This is a genomic window from Kineococcus indalonis, assembly GCF_009906395.1.
In the GTDB taxonomy this organism is placed as follows: domain Bacteria; phylum Actinomycetota; class Actinomycetes; order Actinomycetales; family Kineococcaceae; genus Kineococcus; species Kineococcus indalonis.
This window is the reverse complement of sequence record NZ_JAAALM010000605.1, coordinates 1-2,183: the sequence shown is the minus strand read 5'-3', so window position 1 is coordinate 2,183 and position 2,183 is coordinate 1. Positions and strand designations below refer to the sequence as shown.

The 2,183-nt window shown below is 75.8% G+C and carries 2 protein-coding genes; both read left to right on the top strand.

Annotation, left to right across the window (positions count from 1 at the left end; translation table 11 throughout):
• Positions 1 to 240 precede the first annotated feature (240 nt).
• Positions 241 to 465: a DUF3107 domain-containing protein gene (locus GTR00_RS19420; protein WP_166613200.1), complete on the top strand. Its 225-nt coding sequence runs from the start codon at positions 241 to 243 to the stop codon at positions 463 to 465.
• 268 nt (positions 466 to 733) lie between these two features.
• Positions 734 to 2,183: DEAD/DEAH box helicase (locus GTR00_RS19415; RefSeq protein ID WP_166613199.1), on the top strand; the 1,450-nt coding region annotated here is incomplete at its 3' end.

Sequence of the window (2,183 nt, the reverse complement as noted above, 5' to 3'; positions counted from 1 at the left end):
GGGCCCGAGCAGCCCGCGCCGGCCAGCGCGGCGGCACCGGCCAGCAGCAGCCCGCGGCGCGAGGGGCGTCGGTCGGTCACGCGCCCAGCGTGCCACCCCGGCGCGGCGGCGGGCCGGTGCCCCGTCCGCTCGCGGCGAACCGGATCTGCCGGTGCGCGCGCCTCCGACTAGCCTCGCTGGACGACCGCACCCCCGAGCACGGGCGGTGCCGGCCCGATCGACGACCCGGGAGGGACAGCGGTGGAGGTTCGGATCGGCGTGCGAAACGTCGCGCGCGAGCTGGTGTTCGAGTCGGCCCAGACCAGCGAGGAGATCACGGCCGCGGTCTCCACGGCCCTCAGCGAGGGTTCCGTGCTGCGGCTGAAGGACGAGAAGGGCCGCACCGTCGTGGTGCCGGCCGAGTCGCTGGGGTACGTGGACATCGGCGCCGCGGAGGTGCGCAAGGTCGGCTTCGGGCTGTCCTGAAGCCCCCACCGGCTGCTGCGCCCCCAGGGCGACGACGCCGCGGGAACGCCCGGCAGGGCGCCCGCGGCGTCGTCGTCGGTGGCCGACGGTTACCATGGTCGTGTTCAGGGTTGCCCGGTCGTCAGTCGCGATCGGCTGCCGACTGCCGCGCCGCGGCGGTGCACCGCAGGTCGAGCCCGTGACAGGGCGCCGCCGACGAACCTCTCGGCACTCCCTCCCGCAGGGCGCCCGGTGCCCACCCCGCGGCGCCGCCCCGCACGGGAGACGCATGAGCGACGCAGCGGGGTCGACCACGACCCCCCAGACCACCCCCACCACCGAGGACGCCGACACCGGCGCCACCACCGGCGAGACCACCACCGGCGAGACCGCCGCCGCGCACGCCGCGCCCGTCAAGGGCTTCGGCGACTTCGGCGTCGACGAGCGCATCGTGCGCGCGCTGGCCGGCGCGGGCATCACCGCCCCCTTCCCCATCCAGGCCATGACGCTGCCGGTGGCGCTGTCCGGGCACGACATCATCGGCCAGGCCAAGACCGGCACCGGCAAGACCCTCGGGTTCGGCGTGCCGCTGCTGCAGCGCACCGCGGTGCCCGGCGACGAGGCCTACGACGCGCTGCCCGCACCGGGCAAGCCGCAGGCCCTGGTGATCGTCCCCACCCGCGAGCTGGCCACCCAGGTCGCCGGCGACCTGACCACGGCCAGCCGCGTCCGCCAGGCGCGCATCCTCACCGTCTACGGCGGCCGCGCCTACGAGCCGCAGGTGGAGGCGCTCGCCAAGGGCGTCGACGTGGTCGTGGGCACCCCCGGTCGCCTGCTGGACCTGGCGCAGCAGAAGCACCTGGACCTCTCGCACGTGACCTGCGTGGTCCTCGACGAGGCCGACGAGATGCTCGACCTCGGCTTCCTGCCCGACGTGGAGCGCCTGCTGGGGCAGACCTCCCCGGCGCGCCAGACGATGCTGTTCTCCGCGACGATGCCCGGCGCCGTCGTGGCGCTGGGGCGCTCCTACATGCGCCAGCCCACGCACATCCGCGCGGTGGACCCCACCGACGACGGCGCGACCGTGGCCGCGATCACGCAGTTCGTGTACCGCACCCACGCCCTGGACAAGGTCGAGGTGCTGGCCCGCCTGCTGCAGGCGGAGGGCCGCGGGCTGACGATCGTCTTCAGCCGCACCAAGCGCACCGCGGCGTCGGTGGCCGAGCAGCTCGCCGAGCGCGGCTTCGCCGCCGCCGCCATCCACGGCGACCTCGGCCAGGGGGCGCGCGAGCAGGCGCTGCGCGCGTTCCGCCACGGCAAGGTGGACGTGCTCGTGGCCACCGACGTCGCCGCGCGCGGCATCGACGTCGAGGACGTCACGCACGTCGTGAACTACCAGTGCCCCGAGGACGAGAAGACCTACCTGCACCGCATCGGGCGCACCGGCCGCGCCGGCAACACCGGCACCGCGGTGACCTTCGTGGACTGGGACGACCTGCCCCGCTGGGCGCTGGTCGACAAGGCCCTCGGGCTGGGCTTCGGCGAGCCGCAGGAGACGTACTCCAGCTCCCCGCACCTGTTCGAGGACCTGGGCATCCCGGCGGGCACCACGGGCCGGCTGCCGCGCACGCAGCGCACCCGCGCCGGCCTGGAGGCGGAGGAGCTGGAGGACCTCGGCGAGGTCGGCGCCGCCAAGGGCCGGCGGCCGCGCCGCGGCGGTCAGCCGGAGGCGCGCCGCG